We start from the raw sequence: 16,734 nt of genomic DNA, 5'->3' as shown, positions 1-16,734 counted from the left end.
CCTCAGCGGGCCCTGCGGGCCTGTTCGACACCCAGCCCCGGGTCGGCGAGCAGAGACAGCTCGTTGACCCGGCCAATGGACCACACGACACCGTAGTGTTGCGCCAGTCCCTCGACCCAATGCCCACCCTCGGAGGTGCGGAAGGCGTCCTCCAGCGCGCGGGCGTCCCCGATCGCCTCGACGACGTAGGGGCGCGTCAACGAGCGGTAGTCGACGGTCACGGCGTCGCCGGCGTTGCGGATCGCGGTGCGCACCGACAGGCGCCGCCCGTTGATCGCGATCGCCTCCGCGCCCGAGGCCCACAGGCTGTTGGTGACCATGCGCAGGTCGGTGTCGACCACCTGGCTGCCCTGGACGCCGGCGTCCGCCCCGTCGTCGAGCGTGACGCGGACGCCCGGGCCGGTGACGCGCTCGCTGCCCAGGCGGACGCCGAGGTTCTGGCTCAGCTCCTGCTCGGCGGCCGTGAGCGCGCCGGAGGACAGCCCCAGGTCGCGCACCTCGCGGTTGAGGTCGACGACCTGGGCCCGGAGCTCGTCGATGCGGGTCTCGGTCGTGGTGATGCGGGTGATCAGGTCGGCCCGCTCCTGCTGCAGCGCGGGCGCGGCCCGCCACTGGTTGCCCAACGCGATGCCGAACAGGAGCCCCACCACGACGAGGGCGGGCAACAGCACGACGCCCCGGCGTCGCTGCGCCCCCCGCTCGGCGACGGCGGCGGCGTAGGACGGTTCGAGCGCCGTCTCCCGGAGGTTGTTGAGCAGGTCCATCGACGCGTCCGGGCGTCGGGGCCGCTCCTCCACGGGGGTCGGGTGCTCGTCCGTGCGCGACACGTCAGCTCCCCGCGGCCCAGCGTTCGGCGAGTCGCGCGCGGGCGTCCTCGATCAGCTGAGGCAGCGCCTTGGTCTGCGCGATCACCGGCATGAAATTGGAGTCGCCCTGCCAGCGCGGCACGATGTGCTGGTGCAGGTGCGCGGCGATGCCTGCCCCGGCGACCTCGCCCTGGTTGATCCCGATGTTGAACCCCATCGGGTGCGACACGTCGGTCAGCACCCGCATCCCCTCCTGCGTGAGCGCGGCGAACTCGGCGGTCTCGGCGGTCGTCAGGTCGGAGTAGAGCGAGACGTGTCGGTACGGGCAGACCAGCAGGTGGCCCGGGTTGTACGGGTACAGGTTCATCACGACGTAGCAGGTCTCGCCGCGGTGGACGACCAGCCCGTCGGCGTCCGTCGTGGCGGGGGCGCGGCAGAACGGGCAGGACGCCTCGTCCGGCGCCGAGGGCTTGTTCTCGCCGTCGATGTAGACCATGCGGTGGGGCGTCCAGAGGCGCTGGAACGCATCCGGGACACCGGGCAGGCCCGCCGGCGACTCGGCGTCCATCAGTCCTCCGCCCCGGCACCCTCGTCCGCGGTCGGGCTGTCGTTGCGGCGCGCCTCGATCCAGGCGACGATGTCGGCGATCGCGTCGGCGACCGGCACCTGGTTGCGCTGGCTGCCGTCGCGGAACCGGAACGACACCGCGCCGGCCTCGACGTCCTCGCCACCGGCGATCAGGATGAAGGGGGCCTTCTCCTTGGCCGCGTTGCGGATCTTCTTGCCGAACCGGTCATGCCCGTCGTCGAAGGCGACCCGGACGCCCGCGTCCCGCAGCTCCTGCACGACCGCGCCCATGTACTCGTTGAACGCCTCGGCGACCGGAACCGCGATGACCTGCACCGGGGACAGCCACGCGGGGAACGCGCCCGCGTAGTGCTCGATGAGGACGCCCATGAACCGCTCGATGGAGCCGAACTTGGCCGAGTGGATCATCACCGGGCGCTGACGCGTGCCGTCGGAGGCGACGTACTCCAGCCCGAAGCGTTCGGGCTGGTTGAAGTCGTACTGGATGGTCGACATCTGCCACGTGCGGCCGATGGCGTCCTTGGCCTGGATCGAGATCTTGGGGCCGTAGTAGGCGGCGCCCCCCGGGTCGGGCACGACGGGCAGCCCCGACTCGTGCGCGATCCCCTCCAGGATGGCGGTCGCCTCGCTCCACTGCTCGTCGGAGCCGATGAACTTGTCCTTCTTCTTGCCGTCCTCGTCGCGCGTGGAGACCTCCAGCGCCACGTCGGTCAGGCCGAAGTCGTTCAGCAGGCCGAGGATGAACTTCAGCAGGTGCCGCACCTCGTCGGGGGCCTGCTCCTTGGCACAGTAACTGTGCGAGTCGTCCTGCGTGATCGAACGGACGCGCGTGAGCCCCTGCACGACGCCGGACTTCTCGTCGCGGTACACCGTGCCGAACTCGAAGAACCGCAGCGGCAGCTCGCGGTAGGAGCGCCCGCGCGCGTCGAAGATCAGGTTGTGCATCGGGCAGTTCATCGCCTTGAGGCGGTAGGCCTGCCCGCCCTTGACCACATTGCCCTGCTCGTCGCGCTCGGCGTCCTCCAGCAGCGCCGGGAACATCCCGTCGGCGTAGTACGGGAGGTGGCCCGAGGTGTAGAACAGGTCCTCCTTGGCGATGTGCGGGGTGCCGACGTAGTCGAACCCGTTGTCGATGTGGGCCTGGCGGACGTAGTCCTCCATGGCGCGCTTGATGATGCCGCCGCGCGGGTGGAACAGCGGCAGGCCGGAGCCGACCAGCTCGTGGAAGCTGAACAGGTCCAGCTCGGTGCCGAGCTTGCGGTGGTCGCGCTTGGCGGCCTCCTCCAGCCTGTGCTTGTAGGCGGCCAGGTCCTCCTTCGACGCCCACGCCGTGCCGTACAGGCGCTGCAGCTGGGCGTTGGCCTGGTCGCCGCGCCAGTAGGCGGCGGCCGTGCGGGTGAGCGCCCAGCCGTTGCCGAGGTAGCCGGTGTGGGGCACGTGCGGGCCACGGCACAGGTCCTTCCAGGCCACGGTGCCGTCGCGCTTGACGTTGTCGTAGATGGTCAGCTCGCCGGCGCCGACCTCCACCGAAGCACCCTCGGCGTCGCCGCTGTTGCCCTTGAGCCCGATCAGTTCGACCTTGAAGGGCTCGGACGCCAGCTCCACCCGGGCCTCGTCGTCACCGACGACGCGGCGGACGAACCGCTGGCGCTCCTTGACGATGCGGCCCATGTCCTTCTCGAGGGCCTTGAGGTCCTCGGGCGTCAGGGGCTCGGTGAGGAAGTCGTAGTAGAAGCCGTCGACGACGGGCGGGCCGATCCCAAGCTTGGCGTCGGCGCGCAGGTTCTGGACGGCCTGGGCGGCCACGTGCGCGGCCGAGTGGCGCAGGATGTAGAGCCCGTCGGGCTCGCTGACCAGGACGGGTGCGACCTCGGAGCCGTCGGGCAGCTCACGGTGCAGGTCGAGGATCTCGCCGTCGACGCGCATGGCCACCACGGTGCGGTCGTCGCCGAACACGTCGAGGCCGGTCGTGGTGGTCTCGAACGTCCTCGTCTCGCGCGCGTCGGGGCGGATGACGGTGATCGAGGCACTCACGTAAGGTTCCTTTCGTGGACGGACCCCCACATTCTGCCCCATCCCCCGCCGCTCCCGTTCCCGCACCTCGCGGCCCGGGATCTGCCACGCTTGGTTTGTCTCGCACGCAGAAAGGGCCGCCGATGTCCGGTTCCGCCGACACCACCTTCCGCCTGCGCTGGGAGCGCTTCGGCCCCGAGGTCGAGGCGGCTCTGAGTGCCTTGTACGGCGACCGGGCCGCCGAAGTCACCGAGCGCGTCCGTGGACTCGTCCGTGCCGCCTTCGACGCCCGGCCCGACGACCTGCGCGAGCTCGACGAGCGCCGCCTGCTCTCCCCCGACTGGCTCCAGGACCCCCGGCAGGTTGGCTACGTTGCCTACGCCGACCGGTTCGCCGGCACCCTCGCCGGCGTGGGCGAGCGCCTGGACCACCTCGCCGGGCTCGGCGTGACCTACCTCCACCTCATGCCGCTGCTGCGGCCGCGCCCCGGGGCCAACGACGGCGGCTACGCCGTGATGGACTACCGGGCCGTCCGCGAGGACCTCGGGACGATGGACGACCTGCGCGCCCTGACGGCCCGCCTGAGGGCGCGCGGCATCTCGCTCGAGGTCGACCTCGTCCTCAACCACGTTGCCGCCGAGCACGAGTGGGCGCGCCGTGCACGCGCGGGCGAACCGCGTTACCGAGACTACTTCCTCACCTTCGAAGACCGAACGGGCCCGGACGCCTACGAGCGCACCCTGCCCGAGGTGTTCCCCGACTTCGCGCCCGGCAACTTCACCTTCGACGACCAGCTCGGCGCCTGGGTGTGGACGACGTTCAACGCCTGGCAGTGGGACGTCAACTGGGCCAATCCCGACGTCTTCTGCGAGTACCTCGACATCATCTGCCACCTCGCCAACGCCGGCGTTGAGGTGCTGCGACTGGACGCCATCGCGTTCATCTGGAAGCGCCTGGGCACCTCCTGCCAGAACGAGCCCGAGGTGCATCACCTCACCCGGGCGCTCCGCCAGGCCGTGCGGGTGGCGGCCCCCGCGGTGGCGTTCAAGGCCGAGGCGATCGTCGGCCCCGACGACCTGCTGCCCTACCTCGGGGTCGGCGAGCACCACGGCAAGGTCTCCGACATGGCCTACCACAACTCCCTGATGGTCCAGCTGTGGAGTTGCCTGGCCTCCCGCGACACCCGCCTCACCGAGGTGGCGCTGGGCCGGTTCGCGCCCAAGCCGACCACGACCACGTGGGGCACGTACGTCCGCTGCCACGACGACATCGGCTGGGCGGTCACCGACGCGGACGCCGCAGCCGTCGGCCTGGACGGGTTCGCGCACCGGGCCTTCCTGTCGGACTTCTACGCCGGGCTCACGCCGGGGTCCTTCGCCCGCGGCCTGGTCTTCCAGCACAACCCCGCCACCGGCGACCGGCGGATCAGCGGCAGCCTCGCCAGCCTGGCCGGCCTGGAGGCCGCGCTGGAGGCCGGCGACCCCGGGCGCGTTGCGGACGCCGTGGCCCGCGTCCTCCTGCTGCACGCGGTGATCCTCGGCTTCGGCGGCGTCCCGCTGCTCTACATGGGCGACGAGATCGGCATGCCGAACGACGCGCACTGGGCCGACGACCCCGCCCACGCCGACGACAACCGCTGGGTCCACCGGCCCCGAATGGACTGGGACGCCGTCGCGGCCGCGGAGGCCGACCCCGACAGCCCGTCGGGCCGCATCCTGGCCGGGCTGCGCCGGTTGGTGGCGGTACGGCGCGCCACCCCGCACCTGCACGCCTCGGTGGAGTCGCGGGTGGTGCCGAGCCCCGACCCGCGGCTGCTCCTCCTGCGCCGCGACCACCCGCTCGGGGTGATGCTGCAGGTCTACAACGTCTCCGAGGAGGAGGTCCGGCTCCCCGCGGCCGTTCTGGCCGACGTACTGGGGCCCACGGCGTCCGAACTGCTGGGCGGGCACGCCTGGAACCTGGCGACCGACGTGGTCGGCGTCCGCCCCTACGCTGCCCTGTGGTTCGTCCCCGGACCCTGAGGCGTCACCGGCTCAGGGCAGGTCCCAGGTGTGCACCGGCTCGTTGGTGTGCATCCGCTCGGCGTAGGCGGCCGTCATCGCCGCGAGCGCCTCGTCACGGCCCATCCCGCGCGCCTCGAACGCCTCGACGCAGCGCACCTGCCAGTCGGCACCGTTGACGCCGGTGAGGCAGCGGCCCTCGATGATGCCCAGGTAGCGGTCGATCGCCGCGCCGTCGACGCCCCACCCCTCGAGGCCGGCCTGGGCCATCGGGAGGATGTGGCGCAGCACCAGCTCGCTGGCGGGGGTCTCCCCCAGCCCGGGCCAGAACAGGTCGGCGTCGATGCCGTGCCGGGCGGCTGCGTCGAAGTTGTCGTGGGCGCTGCGGAACGCCATCCGCGTCCACACGGGGCGCTCGTCGCGGGCCATCCGGGCCAGCGTGCCGTAGTAGAAGGCGGCGTTGGCGACCGTGTCGGCGATCGTCGGGCCCGCGGGCAGGACCCGGTTCTCCAACCGGACGTGGGCCTTCCCCCCGACCGTGTCGTAGACCGGGCGGTTCCAGCGGTAGATCGTGCCGTTGTGGAGCTTGAGCTCGGCCAGCTCGGGGGTGCCACCGGCTGCGAACACGGCGCGGGGGTCCTCGTCGGTCGTCTCGGGCAGCAGCGCCGGGAACCAGCGCGAGTTCTCCTCGAACAGGTCGAAGATGGAGGTGATCCAGCGTTCGCCGAAGAAGACGCGCGGCCGGACGCCCTGGTTGGCGTACTCGATGGGGCGGGTGTCGGCCGCCTGCGTGAAGACGCCGATGCGGCTCTCGGCCTCCAGACGGTGGCCGAACGCGAAGGGGGCGTTGGCGCCGAGGGCCAGTTGCGGGCCGGCAAGCACCTGCGCCGCGTTCCAGCCGCGGGCGAAGTCGCGGGGCGCGACGAGGAGGTGGAACTGCGTCGACGTGCACACCGACTCGGGGGCCAGCGAGCCCACCTGTGCGTCGAGGTGCTCGCCGGTGGGGCCCTCGATGTCGAGGTGGATGTCCTCGCCCCGGGCGGTCAGCATCGCGTCGTTGAGCGCCTCGAAGCGGGTGTTGTCGCTCATCCACGGCTGGGCGAAGTGCTCCAGCCGGACGGTGGGCAGGATGCCCGTCATCACGATGCGGTGCCCGAGTTCCTGGCTGCGCCGCTGCGCCTCGTTGAGGGACGCCCGCAGCGAGTCCTCCAGCCGAAGCAGCTCATCCCCGGCGATGTCACCCGGGGGAACGTTGAACTCGATGTTGAAGCGGGCCAACTCGGTCTGGAACTCGGGGTTGGCGATCGCCTCCAGCACCTCCGCGTTGGCGAAGCTGGGCTGGTGGTCGTCGTCGACCAGATTGAGCTCGATCTCCAGGCCGGTGCGGTGGGCGTCCTGGGTGAAGGCACCGGCGTGCAGCATCTCCTCCAGCACGTCGAGGCATTCCAGCACCTTGTGTCGGTACGCCTGGCGCTGCTCGCGGGTGAAGTACCGCTGGCCGATCTCGCTACCCATGGGGACACAGTAAAGGCCCCGGCTGCTGCCGGGGCCTTTTCCTTGGTGGGCGGTACCAGACTTGAACTGATGACCTCTTCCGTGTCAGGGAAGCGCGCTACCAACTGCGCCAACCGCCCGAGGTGGAGACGGGATTTGAACCCGTGTACACGGATTTGCAGTCCGTTGCCTCGCCTCTCGGCCACTCCACCGGGGTAGAAAGCCGGCCTGCACGAGGCTCAGGCCCTCTCCGAGCGGACGACGGGATTCGAACCCGCGACCCTCACCTTGGCAAGGTGATGCTCTACCAGCTGAGCCACGTCCGCATGCTTTTCCGAACCGCTCGGGGCCGTTCGGGGCGTGGAACACCTTATACAGAGGCGTCACCGATTGGCAAAACGAGCCCGTGGGGACGGGCCAGCCGCCCCCCGATTTCGCTGTCCGACACCGGTCGGCTAACATGATCCTCCGCGGGCGATTGGCGCAGTTGGTAGCGCGCTTCGTTCACACCGAAGAGGTCATCAGTTCAAGTCTGGTATCGCCCACCGCACATCCCGTCCCGGCCAACCGGGGCGGGATGTCTCCGTCGGGCCCCAGTTGGCAGGGGTTGCCTCGCGGGCGTCACGCATACCCCCTTGCCAAGCGCCATCATCTCACTCTGCGGACGCAAGTACCGGCATGTGGGACACTCGACTTGGCATCTCCTCAACTTTTCAGTCAGGATGCCCATGTCAACGCGGCAAGGACGCCGTCCCAACAGCCAGGAACGATGGAGGACACGGCGATGACCGCACCCACCCTCGTGATCGCTGCCCGCGGCAGCCGAGACCAGCGCGTCGCGCGCGCGACGCAGGCACTCAAGGCCGAGCTGACGCGGCTGCGACCCGAGGTGGACGCCCACGTGGCCTTCCTCGACTCGTGCCTCCCCTCGCTCCCCCAAGTCCTCGGCACGGTGGCCGGCAGCGGGGTCGACGAGGTCGTCGTGGTGCCCCTCGACCTCACCCACGCGATCGAGGTCGACCCCCGCATCGACGGCCTGGTCGCCCAGACCACCCACCAGCATCCCGCCCTCCGCGTCAGCGTCGCCCGCCCGATCGGCCCCGAGGCCTCGCTGCTGACCCTGCTGGACGCCCGCCTGCGCAGTGCGCTGGCTGCTGCCCGCGTGCTCGAGCTGGACGGGCTGATCCTCAGCTCGGCCACCACCGGCGACGTCCGCGGCACCGCCCTCCTGGCCCGCCGTGCCCGCCAGTGGTCCACCCATCACCGCCTCCCCTGCCTGACTGCGGTGGCCGACGGCTCCGGCCCCTCGGTCGCCCAGGCGATGCAGGGCCTGCGCAGCCAGGGCCGCCGCCACATCGCGGTCGGCTCGTTCTTCCTGGCCGCCGACGAGCGCTGGGCGGTTCAGGCGGACCAGGCCCGCCGCGTGGGCGCGGTCGCGGTGTCGGAGCCGCTGGGCACCGCCGCCGAGGTCGCCGAGCTGGTGCTGGCCCGCTACGCCTTCGCCGCCATGGAACTCCTGCCTTTCGACGAGCGTGGCAACTTCGCCGCGCCGGAGCCCGAGGTCGCGCCGATCGGGGCGCTCGCGTTCGGCGCCTGAGTCGGTCCGGCGCTGCCGGGTAGGCTGGCCCCGGTCGACTCAGGAGGTTCCCATGTCCGACTGGACACCCACGGTGAGCAGGACGCCCGAGCAGTGGCGTGAGGTGCTGACCCCGTTCGAGTTCTCCGTGCTCCGCGAGGGCGCCACCGAGCGCCCGGGCACCGGCGAGTACGACGAGTTCTCCGAACCCGGCACGTACTCGTGCAAGGGCTGCGGCGCCGAGCTGTTCACGAGCGAGGAGAAGTTCGCCTCGCACTGCGGGTGGCCGAGCTTCTTCGCCCCCGCGGCCGACGACCGGGTCCGCTACCTGCGCGACGAGTCGCTGCCCGGGCGTCCGCGCATCGAGGTGCGGTGCGCCGCCTGCGACGGCCACCTGGGGCACGTCTTCGAGGGCGAGGGCTACCAGACCCCCACCGACCTGCGCTACTGCATCAACTCCGTCACCCTGGTGCACACGCCGCCCGCCGAGGGCTGAGCGGCCCGGCGCGGCAACCTCGTCGGGGGACGCCCGCCCCCTAGCCTGAGGCACGTGGCACAGGGGATTTTGCAGGCGGGCATGTTCGACGAGGCAGCGGCCTCGCTGCTCGGCATGGCATGGCGACCCGAGCTCACGGTCGAGGAGATCCCCGCCCCCCAGCGCATCGCACCGTTCGCCGCGGCCATCGCCGCCGACGTGGACGCCGCGGGCGAGGAGGTCGGCAACGGACGCCTCGTGCTGCTGCACGACCCTGACGGCAACCCCGCCTGGGACGGCACGTTCCGCTGCGTGACCTTCGCCCGCGCGGTCGTCGACCCGGAGATGGTCGCCGACCCCCTGCTCGCCGATGTCGGCTGGTCGTGGCTCCAGGACGCCCTCGAGCGCCGCGGCGCCACCTACACAGCCCCGAGCGGCACCGTCACGTCGGTGTCGTCGAAGTCGTTCGGCTCCATGGAGGACGACCCCGACAAGGCCGAGGTCGAAATCCGCGCCTCGTGGACGCCGGTGCTCACCTCCGGCGCCGAGATCCTCACCCACGTCGAGGCCTGGCAGGACCTGCTCTGCATGGTGTCCGGCCTGCCGCTGCTGCCCGACGGCGTGGTGCCCATCGGGGTGCACCGTCCGGGGAGGCGGCACCGGTGACCGACGAGACCCGCACGGACGAGGCTCCAGAACCCACCTACGAGCTGGTCACCCGGCCGGCCGAGGGCGTCCCCGCCGTCGTCCGCACCCCCGAGGCGCTCGCCGCCACCATCGAGGCCCTCCGGGCGGGCACCGGGCCGCTGGCCGTCGACACCGAGCGCGCCCACGGCTTCCGCTACACCGGCCGCGCCTACCTCATCCAGCTGCGCCGCAAGGGCGCCGGCACCCACCTGGTCGACCCGATCGCCTTCGCCGCCGACGACGAGCTCGCCGACCTGTCGGCGCTGGCGGACGCCGTGGGCGACGCCGAGTGGATCCTCCACGCGGCCAGTCAGGACCTGCCGTGCCTCGCCGAGGTCAACATGCTGCCCCGGCGCCTGTTCGACACCGAGCTCGCCGGGCGGCTCCTGGGACTCCCCCGCGTGGCGCTGGGCTCGCTGCTGGAGCGCGCGCTGGGCAAGACGCTGGCCAAGGAGCACTCGGCGTCCGACTGGTCGCGCAGGCCGCTGCCCGAGGACTGGCTGAACTACGCCGCCCTCGACGTCGAGTTGCTCGTGCCGCTGCGCGACTGGGTCGCCGAGCAGCTCGAGGAAGCCGGCAAGAGCGAGTGGGCGGCCCAGGAGTTCGCCCACCTGGTCGCGCACGCCGGCGACGCCCCGAACGTCCGCGCCGAGCCGTGGCGGCGGACGTCCGGAACCCACGACGTGCGGACGCCGCGCGGCCTGGCCGTGGTCCGCGAGCTGTGGCAGGAGCGGGACGCGCTGGCCCGGCGCCTCGACAAGGCGCCCGGCCGTGTGCTGGTGGACCGGGCGATCAGCGGGCTGGCGCAGGCGTCCGAGAAGCCCGACTTCGTCGCCTCCCGAGAGGCGCTGCGGGCCGTCGACGGCTTCAAGTGGCGTCAGGCTGCCCGCTACGAGACCAACTGGCTCACTGCGCTGGAGCGCGCCCTGGCCCTGTCCAAGGCGGAACTCCCCCTGAAGCGCCCGCCGTCCGAGGGCATACCGCACCCCAAGGGCTGGCCGACGCGTTTCCCGGACGCCGCCGAGCGCTGGTCGTGCGTCCGCCCCGCCACGATGGAGCTGGCCGAGAAGCTGGGCCTCCCGGTGGAGAACCTCATCCCGCCAGACGCCGTCCGCAAGCTCGCGTGGGAGCCCCCGCACCCCGTCTCGGAGGCCTCGGTAGACGCCTTCTTGATGATCGAGGGCGTGCGTCCCTGGCAGCGCGAGCTCGTCGTGCCGGTGGTCACGCCCCTGCTCTAGGGCCCTCCGCCACGGCGGTGCGCGCGACCTTCGCCGCGGTGGACTCTAACGCCCAGTCGACGATCGCGCGGGCCACGTCGTCGGCCGTCAGCCCCAGCTCGCCCAGGATCTCGGCGCGGCTGGCGTGATCGAGGAACTCCTGCGGGATCGCGAGGTGGCGCAGCGGCGTCCAGACGCCCGCGCGCTGACAGGCCAGGGCGAGCGCCGCCCCCAAGCCGCCGGACACGCCGCCGTCCTCCAGCGTGACGACCAACTCGGCCGCGCCGCACAGCTCGACGAGGGCGGGGTTCACGGGCAGGGCCCAGACCGGGTCCACGACCGCGCATGGGATGCCTTGGGCGCCCATCCGGTCGGCGGCCTCGACGGCGAGGTGCGCGAACGGCCCGTGGGCGACGAGCAGGACGCGGGCGTCCGCCGGCGAGGCCAGCACGTCCACGCCCCCGTGGGAGCGGATGGCCGGCAGCTCGGGCGGCAGCGGGTCCTTGGAGTAGCGGACGACCGTGGGCGCGTCATCGACGCCCACGGCGGTGCGCAGCGCGTCCACGAGGCGGCGCTCGTCGCGCGGTGCGGCCACGTGGGCGCCGGGGACCAGCGCCATCAGCGACGTGTCCCACATGCCGTGGTGGCTCGCGCCGTCGGGCCCGGTGATGCCGGCGCGGTCGAGCACGAAGGTGACGCCCTGGCCGTGCAGCGCGACGTCCATCAACACTTGGTCGAAGGCGCGGTTCAGGAAGGTGGCGTACAGGGCGACGACGGGGTGCAGGCCGCCCCTGCTGAGGCCGGCTGCGGAGGTGACCGCGTGCTGCTCGGCGATGCCGACGTCGAAGACGCGGTCAGGGAAGGCCCGCGCCATCGCGTCCAGGCCGACCGGGTGCAGCATGGCCGCGGTGATGCCGACGACGTTCGCGTCGGCGCGCGCGATGTCGACGATCGCCTCGCGGAACGCGTCGGTCCACGTGCGCCTGGGGCTGGCGGTCAGCGGCTCGCCGGTCTCGGAGTCGATCAGGCCGACGGCGTGGAAGCGGTCCGCCTCGTCCTCCTCCGCCGCGCGGAAGCCCTTGCCCTTGACGGTCATGCAGTGGATGATCACCGGCCCGCCGAAGTTCTTGGCCGACTCGAAGGCACGCTCCATCATGCCGATGTCGTGCCCGTCGATGGGACCGACGTACTTGATGCCGAGGTCGGAGAACATGCCCTGGGGGGCGAGGATGTCCTTCACGCCAGTCTTGAAGCCGTGCAGCAGGTCGTACAGCGCGCCGCCGACGACCGGGGCCGACCGGACGCGCTGCTTGATCTGCTTCAGCGTCGGCTCGTAGCGGCGGTCGGTCCGCAGCGTGGACAGGTGGGAGGCGATGCCACCGACGGTCGGGGTGTAGGAGCGCCCGTTGTCGTTGACGACGACGATGAGCTTGAGGTCCGCGCCGACGGCGATGTTGTTCAGGGCCTCCCAGGCCATGCCGCCGGTCAGCGCGCCGTCGCCGATCACGGCGACGACCGTCCGGTCCTCACCGCGCAGGCGGTAGGCCTTGGCGAGGCCCTCGGCCCACGACAGGCTCGTCGTGGCGTGGGAGTTCTCCACCCAGTCGTGGGGGCTCTCGGCGCGGCACGGGTAGCCGGTGAGGCCGCCCTTCTGCCGCAGGCCGGGGAAGCCCTCCTGACGCCCGGTGAGGATCTTGTGCACGTAGCTCTGGTGGCCGGTGTCGAAGATGATGGGGTCGTGCGGCGAGTCGAAGACCCGGTGCAGCGCGATCGTCATCTCCACCACGCCGAGGTTGGGCCCCAGGTGGCCGCCGGTGCGGCTGACGCTGCCCACGAGGAAGGTGCGGATCTCGTCGGCCAGCTCGGCCAACTGGGGTGCGCTCAGCGCCCGCAGGTCGCGCGGACCGTGCACCGCCTCGAGAAGGGACATGAGTACGATTCTAGGCATACGGGCCCCGCGAACCCAGCCCGGCTGGCGCGCGCCGCCGCCATCCGTGCTTCACATCTTGCGGATGAACACCTTGCCGCGCAGCGCTTCCTCCACCAGCGCCACCTCGCGGCGGCGACGGCGCAGCAGCTCGGCCTGCTCGTGCCACGCCGCCAGCGCCGCCTCGAGTGCTTCGGGGCTGACCAGGTGGCCCAGGCTCGCCCGCACCCCTCCGATGCCGTCGCGGCAGGCCTGGACCTGCGACTCGACGTGCTCGGCGGCGAACCGGGCGAGGATGACCGGGTGCCGGCGCAGCACCGGGTACCCCCGGTACTCGGCCGGGCAGCAGTCGAGCAGGAAGTTGGTGGCCGTCGCCTCCCACTCCGGGCTGTGCGGGGGCCGGACGCCCTCGGGCCACCCGGGCGGGGTGTACAGCGCGGTCTGGGCTGGGAACTTCGTGCGCCCGACCGGGTGGCGACCCGGTTCGCCCGCGAACCGGCCGAAGCCGTGGGCGGCCGTCGGCGTCCAGCTCAGCGTCGACATCACGCACCTCCTTGTTCGAACGTGCGTTCGATTCTAGGGTGCGAGGCGCGGCGCCGCAAGAGGGTCAGGCGACGAGCACCGAGACCGACGTCGCGACCAGCACGGCTGCCGCGACGCCGAGCAGCACCCAGGTGCGCCAGGGCGGGCCCGAGCGCGCCCAACGGCCGGCGAGCCCGGCCACGAGGGGGGCGACGAGCACCATCAGCACGCCGGTCAACCAGAACGGTGGCAGGAAGATCCACAGCGGCGTCGAGAACACAGCAGCGGCCAGCACGGCCCACCACGCCCAGCCCAGGCCGATGAGGAGCATAGGCACGAGCAGGCCGGCCACCAGCGAGAGCATGCCGCCGAGCAGCAACCAGCCGAGCGCGCACTCATCGGTGCCGCACAGGGCGCTGCTCAGGACGTTGGAGACGGCCCACAGCAGCAGGGCCGCCAGTAGCCCGAGCACCGTCCCGAGGAACGAGTAAGCCACCCACTCCCCCGGGCCCGCGCCGTCGGAGACACGCAGCCGACTCGTGCCCAGCGCGTCCGAGGAACTCATGGCCGCGAGGCTACCGCGTGCCCGCCTGGATGCGCCGAGGGCCCCACCTCGTGAAAGGTGGGGCCCTTGGTGGACGGTCGTGCCCGTGGACGGGCGCGGGGTCACTTCAGCAGCTGGCGCAGCACGTACTGCAGGATGCCGCCGTTGCGGTAGTAGTCCGCCTCACCTGGGGTGTCGATGCGGACGACGCCGTCGAACTCGACCTTCTCGCCGTTCTCCTTGGTCGCGACGACCCTGACGGTCTTCGGCGTCGTGCCGGCGTTGAGCTCCTCGATGCCGGTGAAGTCGAAGGTCTCGGTGCCGTCCAGGCCCAGCGAGTCGGCCGACTGGCCGGCGGGGAACTGCAGCGGGAGGACGCCCATGCCGATGAGGTTCGAGCGGTGGATGCGCTCGTAGCTCTCGGCGATGACGACCTTGATGCCCAGCAGGGTCGTGCCCTTGGCCGCCCAGTCACGGGACGAGCCGGAGCCGTACTCCTTGCCGGCCAGGACGACCAGCGGGATGCCCGCGGCCTGGTAGTCCATCGAGGCGTCGTAGACGAACTCGACCGGGCCGCCGTCCTTGGTGAAGTTGCGCGTGTAGCCGCCCTCGGTGCCCGGCGCGACCTGGTTGCGCAGGCGGACGTTGGCGAACGTGCCGCGGATCATCACCTCGTGGTTGCCGCGACGCGAGCCGAGGCTGTTGAAGTCGCGAGGCTCCACGCCGTGGCTGGTGAGGTACGCGCCCGCCGGGGAGTCGGTCTTGATCGCGCCGGCCGGGGAGATGTGGTCGGTCGTGATCGAGTCGCCCAGCTTGAGAAGGACGCGGGCACCGGAGACGTCGGAGACGGCCTCGGGCTCGGCCGGCATGCCGTCGAAGTACGGCGCGCGACGGATGTAGGTGGAGGCCTCGTCCCAGTCGAACAGGTTGCCCTCGGGGGTCTCCAGGTTCGCCCAGCGCTCATCGCCCTTGAAGACGTCGGCGTAGCGGGTGGCGAACATCTCGGCGCTGATCGAGGAGTTGATGACCTCGTCGATCTCGGCCTGGCTCGGCCAGATGTCGGACATGAACACGTCGTTGCCCTGGTCGTCCTGGCCGATCGGGTCGTTGGCCAGGTCGATGTCCATCGTGCCGGCGAGGCCGTACACGATGACCAGCGGCGGGGAGGCGAGGTAGTTCATCTTCACGTCGGGGCTGATGCGGCCCTCGAAGTTGCGGTTGCCCGACAGGACGGCGGTGACGGCCAGGTCGTGCTCGTTGACCGCCTTGGAGACCTCGGGGATCAGCGGGCCGGTGTTGCCGATGCAGGTGACGCAGCCGTAGCCGACGGTGTTGAAGCCGAGGGCGTCCAGGTATTGCTGGAGGCCGGACTTGTTGTAGTAGTCCGTGACGACCTGCGAGCCGGGGGCGACGGTGGTCTTGACCCACGGCTTGGGCTTGAGGCCCTTCTCGACGGCCTTCTTGGCGACCAGGGCGGCGCCCAGCATGACCGATGGGTTGGACGTGTTGGTGCACGAGGTGATCGACGCCACGGTGACGGCGCCGTTCTTCAGCTCGAACTCCCGCCCGTCGGCGAGGGTGACCGGGACGGAGACGTCCGGGTTGGACGAGTACGTCGGCAGCACCGCCGCGAAGCTCTCCTTCGACTTGCTGAGCTCGATGCGGTCCTGCGGACGCTTCGGGCCGGCGATGCTCGGGACGACGGTGGACAGGTCGAGCTCCATGTACTCGGAGTAGCGGGGCTCGCGGTCGTCGTCGTGCCACAGGCCCTGCGCCTTGGAATAGGCCTCGACGAGCGCGATCTGCTCCTCGGTGCGGCCGGTCATGCGCAGGTAGTCGGTGGTCTTGGAGTCGATCGGGAAGACCGCGATGGTCGAGCCGAACTCCGGGGACATGTTCGCGATGGTGGCGCGGTTGGCCAGCGGCACGGCGGAGACGCCGGGGCCGTAGAACTCGACGAACTTGCCGACCACGCCGTGCTTGCGGAGCATGTCGGTGATCGTGAGTACCAGGTCGGTCGCCGTGACGCCCTCGTTGAGCTTCCCGGACAGCTTGAAGCCGACCACGCGCGGGATGAGCATGGAGATCGGCTGGCCCAGCATGGCCGCTTCGGCCTCGATGCCGCCCACGCCCCAGCCGACGACGCCGAGGCCATTGACCATGGTGGTGTGGGAGTCGGTGCCCACGCAGGTGTCCGGGTAGGCCTGGAGCACGCCGTTGACCTCACGCGGGAAGATCACGCGGGCGAGGTTCTCGATGTTGACCTGGTGGACGATGCCGGTGCCCGGGGGAACGACCTTGAACTCGTCGAAGGCGCCCTGGGCCCAGCGGAGCAGTTGGTAGCGCTCTTTGTTGCGCTGGTACTCGACGTCCACGTTCAGCTGAAGGGCGTCCGCGCGGCCGAAGTACTCGGCGATGACGGAGTGGTCGATGACCATCTCGGCCGGGGCGAGCGGGTTCACCTTGTCGGGGTCGCCACCGAGGTCGGCTACGGCCTGGCGCATGGTGGCCAGGTCCACGACGCACGCGACGCCGGTGAAGTCCTGCATGATGACGCGGGCCGGGGTGAACTGGATCTCCTCGCTCGGCTCCGAGTCGGCAACCCAGGCGCCCAGCGCCCGGATCTGGTCGGCGGTGATGTTGGCGCCGTCCTCGGTGCGGAGCAGGTTCTCCAGGAGCACCTTGAGGCTGTACGGGAGGGAGTCCGAGCCCTCCACGGCGTCGACGCGGAAGATCTCGTAGTCCTTGCCACCCGAGGCCAACGTGGCCTTGGCACCGAAACTGTTGACGCTCATGAGCACCCTCTCCTCTTCGACGATGTCCAGCAGATTGTCTCGACATCGAGATACTACACCATGTGGTCACAGTGTCGCTGGTGTCCGCCC

At 71.1% G+C, this 16,734-nt stretch carries 13 protein-coding genes and 4 tRNA genes; 6 read left to right on the top strand and 11 right to left on the bottom strand.

The genetic code is table 11. The annotated features are described in order from the left end of the window. Window positions 1–2: 2 nt before the first annotated feature. The 3 genes from ET989_RS06325 to thrS are packed head-to-tail and all read right to left on the bottom strand — an operon-like array spanning window position 3 to window position 3,470. Window positions 3–827 carry a DUF881 domain-containing protein gene (locus tag ET989_RS06325; RefSeq protein ID WP_131167703.1) on the bottom strand — a complete coding sequence of 275 codons (825 nt, stop codon included), beginning with the start codon at window positions 825–827 and terminating at the stop codon, window positions 3–5. Window position 828: 1 nt separating this feature from the next. Next, window positions 829–1,374 carry an HIT family protein gene (locus ET989_RS06320; RefSeq protein ID WP_131167702.1) on the bottom strand — a complete coding sequence of 182 codons (546 nt, stop codon included), beginning with the start codon at window positions 1,372–1,374 and terminating at the stop codon, window positions 829–831. Next, window positions 1,374–3,470, bottom strand: a complete 2,097-nt coding sequence (gene thrS / locus ET989_RS06315; RefSeq protein ID WP_131167701.1) for a threonine--tRNA ligase — start codon at window positions 3,468–3,470, stop codon at window positions 1,374–1,376. Before thrS ends, ET989_RS06320 begins: the two co-directional genes overlap by 1 nt. 80 nt (window positions 3,471–3,550) lie before the next feature. Between thrS and ET989_RS06310 the strand changes: the two genes are divergently transcribed. After that, complete coding sequence (locus tag ET989_RS06310; RefSeq protein ID WP_131167700.1) at window positions 3,551–5,428, top strand: alpha-amylase family protein; 1,878 nt, start codon at window positions 3,551–3,553, stop codon at window positions 5,426–5,428. Window positions 5,429–5,440: 12 nt separating this feature from the next. On the opposite strand, the gene ET989_RS06305 is transcribed toward ET989_RS06310, so the two are convergent. The 4 genes from ET989_RS06305 to ET989_RS06290 all read right to left on the bottom strand — a co-directional run bounded on the left by ET989_RS06305 (window position 5,441) and on the right by ET989_RS06290 (window position 7,227). After that, window positions 5,441–6,922, bottom strand: a complete 1,482-nt coding sequence (locus ET989_RS06305) for a glutamate-cysteine ligase family protein (RefSeq protein WP_131167699.1) — start codon at window positions 6,920–6,922, stop codon at window positions 5,441–5,443. 43 nt (window positions 6,923–6,965) lie between these two features. Next, window positions 6,966–7,041: transfer RNA gene (locus ET989_RS06300), tRNA-Val, on the bottom strand. Between the two features lies 1 nt (window position 7,042). Then, a tRNA-Cys gene (locus tag ET989_RS06295) sits at window positions 7,043–7,113 on the bottom strand. A gap of 41 nt (window positions 7,114–7,154) precedes the next feature. After that, window positions 7,155–7,227 (bottom strand) — tRNA-Gly (locus ET989_RS06290). 146 nt (window positions 7,228–7,373) lie between these two features. Between ET989_RS06290 and ET989_RS06285 the strand changes: the two genes are divergently transcribed. The 5 genes from ET989_RS06285 (at window position 7,374) to ET989_RS06265 (ending at window position 10,877) form a co-directional block, all read left to right on the top strand. Continuing rightward, window positions 7,374–7,446, top strand: a tRNA-Val gene (locus ET989_RS06285). A gap of 239 nt (window positions 7,447–7,685) precedes the next feature. Then, a complete protein-coding gene (locus tag ET989_RS06280; protein ID WP_165490065.1) occupies window positions 7,686–8,498 on the top strand; it encodes a sirohydrochlorin chelatase in 813 nt (270 codons plus the stop codon). Between the two features lie 52 nt (window positions 8,499–8,550). Continuing rightward, entirely contained in the window at window positions 8,551–8,973 is a 423-nt protein-coding gene (gene msrB / locus ET989_RS06275) for a peptide-methionine (R)-S-oxide reductase MsrB (RefSeq protein ID WP_131167697.1), read from the top strand. A gap of 54 nt (window positions 8,974–9,027) precedes the next feature. Beyond that, the gene (locus tag ET989_RS06270; RefSeq protein ID WP_241656235.1) at window positions 9,028–9,618 is read left to right on the top strand and encodes a DUF3000 domain-containing protein; all 591 of its coding nucleotides are present in this window, start codon (window positions 9,028–9,030) and stop codon (window positions 9,616–9,618) included. Beyond that, complete coding sequence (locus ET989_RS06265) at window positions 9,615–10,877, top strand: HRDC domain-containing protein (protein WP_241656234.1); 1,263 nt, start codon at window positions 9,615–9,617, stop codon at window positions 10,875–10,877. The genes ET989_RS06270 and ET989_RS06265 overlap by 4 nt, the downstream gene beginning before the upstream one ends. On the opposite strand, the gene dxs is transcribed toward ET989_RS06265, so the two are convergent. The 4 genes from dxs to acnA all read right to left on the bottom strand — a co-directional run bounded on the left by dxs (window position 10,861) and on the right by acnA (window position 16,644). Next, complete coding sequence (gene dxs / locus ET989_RS06260) at window positions 10,861–12,786, bottom strand: 1-deoxy-D-xylulose-5-phosphate synthase (protein ID WP_131167696.1); 1,926 nt, start codon at window positions 12,784–12,786, stop codon at window positions 10,861–10,863. The genes ET989_RS06265 and dxs overlap by 17 nt on opposite strands. Before the next feature lie 69 nt (window positions 12,787–12,855). Then, complete coding sequence (locus ET989_RS06255; protein WP_131167695.1) at window positions 12,856–13,326, bottom strand: hypothetical protein; 471 nt, start codon at window positions 13,324–13,326, stop codon at window positions 12,856–12,858. Window positions 13,327–13,390: 64 nt separating this feature from the next. Beyond that, window positions 13,391–13,870 (bottom strand): hypothetical protein, encoded by a 480-nt coding sequence (locus tag ET989_RS06250; RefSeq protein WP_131167694.1) that lies wholly within the window; start codon window positions 13,868–13,870, stop codon window positions 13,391–13,393. A gap of 101 nt (window positions 13,871–13,971) precedes the next feature. Continuing rightward, window positions 13,972–16,644, bottom strand: a complete 2,673-nt coding sequence (gene acnA, locus ET989_RS06245) for an aconitate hydratase AcnA (protein WP_131167693.1) — start codon at window positions 16,642–16,644, stop codon at window positions 13,972–13,974. Window positions 16,645–16,734: the final 90 nt, after the last annotated feature.

It is taken from the genome of Propioniciclava sinopodophylli, from assembly GCF_004324755.1.
Lineage (GTDB): Bacteria > Actinomycetota > Actinomycetes > Propionibacteriales > Propionibacteriaceae > Propioniciclava > Propioniciclava sinopodophylli.
This window is presented reverse-complemented; position numbering and strand designations above follow the sequence as displayed.